This is a genomic window from Devosia sp., assembly GCF_034675085.1.
GTDB lineage: Bacteria > Pseudomonadota > Alphaproteobacteria > Rhizobiales > Devosiaceae > Devosia.
Genome location: NZ_JAUCDN010000198.1, coordinates 1 through 6,263 on the forward strand (window position 1 = coordinate 1; position 6,263 = coordinate 6,263).

At 66.8% G+C, this 6,263-nt stretch carries 5 protein-coding genes and 1 pseudogene; 2 read left to right on the forward strand and 4 right to left on the reverse strand.

Annotated features, from left to right (window positions below):
• On the forward strand, positions 1-1,368 hold a 1,368-nt coding region (gene guaB / locus VDP82_RS12455), incomplete at its 5' end, for an IMP dehydrogenase (RefSeq protein WP_323015169.1).
• 52 nt (positions 1,369-1,420) lie between these two features.
• Here the strand turns inward: guaB and der are convergent.
• The 3 genes from der to VDP82_RS12470 all read right to left on the reverse strand — a co-directional run bounded on the left by der (position 1,421) and on the right by VDP82_RS12470 (position 4,587).
• Entirely contained in the window at positions 1,421-2,875 is a 1,455-nt protein-coding gene (der, locus tag VDP82_RS12460; RefSeq protein WP_323015170.1) for a ribosome biogenesis GTPase Der, read from the reverse strand.
• Positions 2,876-2,911: 36 nt separating this feature from the next.
• Complete coding sequence (locus tag VDP82_RS12465; protein ID WP_323015171.1) at positions 2,912-3,628, reverse strand: tetratricopeptide repeat protein; 717 nt, start codon at positions 3,626-3,628, stop codon at positions 2,912-2,914.
• An 86-nt stretch (positions 3,629-3,714) separates the two neighbouring features.
• Entirely contained in the window at positions 3,715-4,587 is an 873-nt protein-coding gene (locus VDP82_RS12470) for a LysR substrate-binding domain-containing protein (protein WP_323015173.1), read from the reverse strand.
• 92 nt (positions 4,588-4,679) lie between these two features.
• On the opposite strand from VDP82_RS12470, the gene VDP82_RS12475 reads away from it, so the two are divergent.
• Positions 4,680-5,690, forward strand: a complete 1,011-nt coding sequence (locus VDP82_RS12475; RefSeq protein ID WP_416347111.1) for a YeiH family protein — start codon at positions 4,680-4,682, stop codon at positions 5,688-5,690.
• 12 nt (positions 5,691-5,702) lie between these two features.
• Here VDP82_RS12475 and VDP82_RS12480 read toward each other — a convergent pair.
• Positions 5,703-6,263: pseudogene (locus tag VDP82_RS12480) on the reverse strand (GMP synthase (glutamine-hydrolyzing)); the annotation flags it as partial.

The following is a 6,263-nucleotide window of genomic DNA, read 5'->3' on the forward strand; positions in this document are numbered from 1 at the left end:
AACCTGCCGATCCTGTCCTCGGCGATGGATACGGTGACCGAGGCCAATATGGCCATCGCCATGGCCCAGGCCGGCGGCATGGGCGTGATCCACAAGAACCTGACGGCCGAGGAGCAGGCCGAGCAGGTGCGCATGGTCAAGTCCTTCGAAAGCGGCATGGTGGTCAATCCCATCACCATCGGCCCCGACGCGACGCTGTCGGACGCGCTGGCGCTGATGGAAAAGAGCCGCATTTCGGGCATCCCCGTGGTGGAAAACGGCGGCAAGGGCGGTCGCGCCATCGGCAAGCTGGTGGGGATTCTCACCAACCGCGACGTGCGCTTCGCCTCCAACCCCAACCAGCGCATCGCCGAATTGATGACGCATCAGAACCTCATCACCGTGCGCGAGGGCGTCTCCAAGGAAGAAGCCAAGGTGATGCTGCATCGCCACCGCATCGAAAAGCTGCTGGTGGTTGACGAAAATTACCGCTGCATCGGGCTGATCACGGTCAAGGATATCGAGCGCGCCCAGCTCTATCCCAATGCCGTCAAGGACGAGCAGGGCCGCCTGCGCGTGGCGGCGGCCTCCACCGTGGGCGACCAGGGGTTCGAACGCTCGCTGCAACTGATCGACGCCGGCGTCGACCTTTTGGTCATCGACACCGCCCATGGCCATTCGGTGCGCGTGGCCGAGGCGGTCGAGCGCGTCAAGCGCGAGAGCAATTCCACCCGCATCGTGGCCGGAAACGTGGCCACCGCCGAAGCCACCAAGGCGCTGATCGGGGCGGGTGCCGACGCGGTGAAAGTGGGCATCGGGCCGGGCTCGATCTGCACCACGCGCATCGTGGCCGGGGTCGGGGTGCCGCAACTGGCGGCCGTCATGGCCTGTGCCGAGGAAGGCGACCGGCACGGCGTGCCGGTGATCGCCGATGGCGGCATCAAGTTTTCCGGCGACATGGCCAAGGCCCTGGCGGGCGGCGCTTCCTGCGTCATGGTCGGCTCGATCCTGGCCGGCACCGACGAAAGCCCCGGCGAGGTCTATCTCTACCAGGGGCGCTCGTACAAATCCTATCGCGGCATGGGCTCGGTGGGGGCCATGGGCTCGGGCTCGGCCGACCGCTATTTCCAGCAGGATGTGCGCGACCAGATGAAGCTGGTGCCCGAGGGCATCGAGGGGCAGGTGCCCTATAAGGGCTCGGTCAATGCCGTGCTGCACCAGATGGCGGGGGGGCTGCGCGCCTCCATGGGCTATACCGGCGCGCATAATCTCAAGGATTTCCGCGACAATTCGGTGTTCGTGAAAATCTCCGGCGCGGCGCTGCACGAAAGCCATGTGCATGACGTGACGATTACGCGCGAAGCGCCGAATTACCGCAGCGGGCGCTAAGGGCCATCCAAAGGTGCTGCCCCGGGCTTAATCCGGGGCGGCATTGGAGGCGTCAGCCGATCCGGCGCTTGGTCGGGTCGTCATAGGGGTTCTTGCTGCCGGCACGGATCCAGAGACGGATCGGGGTGCCGGGCAGGTCGAAGGCTTCGCGCAATCCGTTGACCAGATAACGCTGATAGGCCATCGGCAATGCATCGGGGCGCGAGGCGAAGATGATGAAGCTGGGCGGCCGCGTCTTGGCCTGCGTCATGTAACGCAATTTCAGCCGCCGGCCCGAAACCGCCGGGGGCGGGTGGCTCGCCAGCATGCCGGCCAGCCAGCGATTGAGCCGGGCGGTGGAAACGTGGGCGTTCCAGCTGCGCTCGATGGTGAAGATGGCATCCATCAGCTTGTCGATATTCTTGCCGGTGAGCCCGGACAGCGTGACCAGCGGAATGCCGCGAAGCTGGGGCAGCAGGCGCTCGCAGGCCTCGCGCAATTCGGCCAGCGCCGCGTTCTTGTCCTCGATCAGGTCCCATTTGTTGAGCGCGATGACCATGGCGCGGCCCTCGCGCTCGACCAGGTCGGCCAGCGCCAGGTCCTGCTTTTCGAACGGAATGGTGGCGTCGAGCATGAGCACGACGATTTCGGCATATTGGATGGAGCGCAGGCTATCGCTCACCGCCAGCTTTTCGAGCTTGCCGGTGACGCGCGAGCGGCGGCGGATGCCGGCAGTATCGACCAGGTTGATGGTGCGGCCCTGCCATTCCCAGGGCACCAGGATGCTGTCGCGGGTGATGCCGGCCTCGGGGCCGACCAGCACGCGCTCCTCGCCCACCATGCGGTTGACCAGCGTGGACTTGCCGGCATTGGGCCGGCCGACAATGGCGACGTTGAGATAACGGCGCGGGTTCCAGCGCAGCGTCGCCTCTTCGCCCTCGCCCTCCAGCATGTCCTGGGTGATGTCGACATCGACCTCGGGCAGGGCGTCCAGATCGTCATCGGCCTCCCCTTCCGCCTTGCCGGCGGCGGCGCGGTCGATGGCGGCCGAAACGATGGAATAGAGTTCGGACAGGCCCAGCCCATGCTCGGCGGATAGCGGGATCGGCTCGCCAAAGCCAAGCTTAAATGCCTCCACCAGCCCCGCCTCGGCGGCCGAGCTTTCGGCCTTGTTGCCGACCAGATGCACGTCCTTGCCGGATTTGCGCAGCACCTGGGCGAAGCGCTCGTCCAGCGGCACGACGCCCGAGCGCGCATCGATCATGAAGAGGATAATGTCGGCTTCGCGGATGGCCAGCTCGGTCTGCTGGCGCATGCGGTCTTCCAGGCTCCCGTCGCGCACATCCTCATAGCCGGCGGTGTCGAGCACGCGGAAGGTGAGATCGGCAATGCGGCCCTCGGCCTCGCGCCGGTCGCGGGTGACGCCGGGCGTATCGTCGACCAGCGCGATCTTGCGGCCCACCAGCCGGTTGAACAGGGTGGATTTGCCGACATTGGGACGCCCGACAATGGCAAGGGTAACACTCATGCGCAGCTATCCCGAAAAAAGCCGAAGAAGCGGCCGCTATTGCGCGGCCGGCTCGAGCGGCGTGGCCTCGCCCGCATCCGCCGCCGGTTCCTCGGCGATGGCGCCGCGCGAGAGCAGTTGGGCCAGATAATAGCCCATGCGATTGCGCGTGGCGGACTGGGTCATGGGGTCGTTGATGACCGCCTCGAAACTGGCCTGGGCGGCGGCGAAATCGCCGGCCTTGTATTGGGCCAGGCCCAGCGCCTCGCGCGCGCCGTTGCGGAGGGGGCTGGCCTCGGTGGTGAGGCTCCCCACACGGGCCTCGACATCGCCGAGCGAACCATTGTCCACCATCAGCATGCCGCCCAGCACCAGCGCCAGCTCGCGCAGATTGGGATTGGACTGGCTGTTGGCCAGGCTGTCGTAAAGCGCCACCGCCTCGCTGACCTTGCCGTCGGTGGCCAGCACGCCAGCCTTGCGAAACTGGGCGAGGATGGGATAGCCGCCGGTGCCGTCCCCGATCAAAGTGTCGAGCTGGGCCTCGGCGGCGGCCAGATCGCCGCCATCGATGAGGCTGAAGGCGGCATAAAGCTCGTCGGAGGACTTGGCCGCATTGCTCGAATGGTACCAGCTCCAGCCCTCATTGACCGCCACCAGCGCCACAACGGCAATGGCCGCGCCGATGACATAGGGCCCGAAGCGCCGCCACAGGGCGCGCATGCGGTCGCTGCGCAGCTCCTCGTCGATTTCCTGGAAAATATTGTCCTGAGACATGGCCTGCCTGCGCTGGTCGAAAATTGCGGCGCAGCTTTAACACGCGGCCCGCCAATTGCAAATCTGCGCCCGGGCTTTCCGCCGGCTCAATCCGGCTGTTCGCGGCAAAGCCGGGCAAAAGCCGCCGCGGCGGCGGAAAGGCGCCGCTCCTTGTGGCGGAGCAGGGTGAAATCGCGCCGGGCCAGAACCCGCTCATGCACCACCAGTTCGCCCGAGACGAGGAAGGGCTCGACAACTAGACGCGACAGGGCGGCGACGCAGGCCCCGCCGCGCACGGCGCTGAGCACCGCCTCATTGGTGGGCAGGGTCAATGCCGTGTGCAATTGGGCAGGCGCGACGCCGATGGCGGCCAGCGCTGCCTCGAATTCGGCCCGCGTGCCCGAGCCGGGCTCACGCATGACCCAGTCCATCTCCTCCAGCCTGGCGGTGGCGCCACCCGGCAGGCGCGACGACACCACGGCGACCAGTTCATCTGAATAGAGCGCCGTAGCCGCCAGGGCCGGCTCGTTCACGCCGCCCTCGATGAAGCCGAGCTCGGCGCGCCCCGACAGCACCGCCTGGGCGACGCCGGCGCTGTTGCCGACCCGGAAGGCGACGGAAATTCCTGGATAGAGGGTGCGAAAGCGCATCAGCCGCGCCGGCAGCCAGTAATTGGCGATGGTCTGGCTGGCCTCGATTTCAAGCTGGCCGGTGCGCAGCCCGCCCAACTCGCTCAGCAGGTTCCTGGCCTGCTCGGCCGAAGCCAGCATGCGCCGCGCCTCGGCCAGGAACATCAGCCCCGCCCGGGTCAGCTCGATGCGCCGGCCGACGCGATGGAACAGATCGACCTGATGGGTCGCCTCAAGCGCCTTGATGGCGGCGCTGGCGGCGGAAGGCGTGAGGCCAATGGCCGCCGCCCCCTGCGTCAGATGCTCCCGTTCGGCCACGGCGACGAAAATGGCAAGCTGTTCGAGGGTTATCGTTCAGCTCCTTCGAATGAAACATGTCATATTATTCGATGGATTAACATAAGGCCGCGTCCTATCCCTGCCAGCCTCTCCAGGGGAACAGGATGCCCATTCGAGCCAGAATATTGGAAATTTTTCCCGGCCTGCTGCTTTGTGCCGCCATCGGTCTCCTGGCGGCGGGGGCGGAGCGGGTCGAGGCGGGGCTGCTCGGCTATGTCTATGTGGACGGGCTGGTGCTGGCCATTCTCGTCGGCACGCTGCTGCACACAATTTTCGGGCTGAGCGAGCGCTTCCAGGCCGGGACGCAGTTTTCCGCCCGCATCGTGCTGGAAATCGCCATCGTGCTGCTGGGCGGCACAATCAGCGCCGCCGCCATCGCCGCCTCGGGCCTGCAACTGATCGCGGCCATCATCGGGGTGGTGACGGTGACGCTGTGCGCCAGCTATGGCATCGGCCGGCTGCTCGGCCTCGACGACAGGCTGGCGACGCTGGTGGCCTGCGGCAATTCGATTTGCGGCAATTCCGCCATCATGGCGGCGGCGCCGGCCATCGGCGCACCGGCGCAGGACGTTGCCGCCGCGATCGGCTTCACCGCCGTTCTGGGCATTCTGGTGGTGGTGCTGCTGCCGCTGAGCGCGCCCCTGCTGGGACTGGGCGAGTGGCAATATGGCGTGGTGGCGGGGCTCAGCGTCTATGCCGTGCCGCAGGTTCTGGCGGCGACGGCGCCAATGGGAACGCTGAGCACGCAGATCGGCACCATCGTCAAGCTGGTGCGGGTGCTCATGCTCGGTCCGGTGGTGCTGGCAGTGGGGCTTCGCCATGGGCGCAAGGGCGGCGTCCGCCTGCCGGTCTCGGTTCTGGTGCCCTGGTTTATCGTGGGATTTCTGCTGCTGATGGCGGCACGGTCCTCGGGCCTGCTGCCCGAAGCCGCCGTCGCTCCGCTAACCATGGCTTCGGAAAGCCTGACGCTGATCGCCATGGCCGCGCTCGGCCTGTCGGTCGATCTGCGCTCCATCCTGGCATCGGGGGGCAGGGTGCTGGCCGCAGGCGCGCTGTCGATCGCCCTGCTGGTCACGCTCGCGCTGTTGACGGTCTCCCTGCTGCCCGCCGCGTGAGCGGGAGCTGGATCACTCCCACTCGATGGTGCCCGGGGGCTTGCTGGTGACGTCGTAGACGACGCGGTTGATGCCGCGCACTTCGTTGATGATGCGGGTGGCCGCCCTGCCCAGGAACGCCATGTCGAAGGGGTAGAAATCGGCGGTCATGCCGTCCACGGAGGTGACGGCGCGCAGGGCGCAGACGAATTCATAGGTGCGCCCGTCGCCCATGACGCCCACGGTCTGCACCGGCAGCAGCACCGCGAAGGCCTGCCAGATGGTGTCGTAAAGCCCCGCCTTGCGGATCTCGTCGAGATAGATGGCGTCGGCCTGGCGCAATATGTCGAGCTTTTCCGGGGTGATGCCGCCGGGGCAGCGTATGGCGAGGCCGGGGCCGGGGAAGGGGTGGCGGCCGATGAAGCTGTCGGGAATGCCTAGCTCGCGGCCCAGCGCGCGCGCCTCGTCCTTGAACAATTCGCGCAGCGGCTCGACAAGCTGCATATTCATGCGCTCGGGCAGGCCGCCCACATTGTGGTGCGACTTGATGGTGACCGAGGGGCCGCCGGTGAAGGAGACGCTCTCGATGACGTC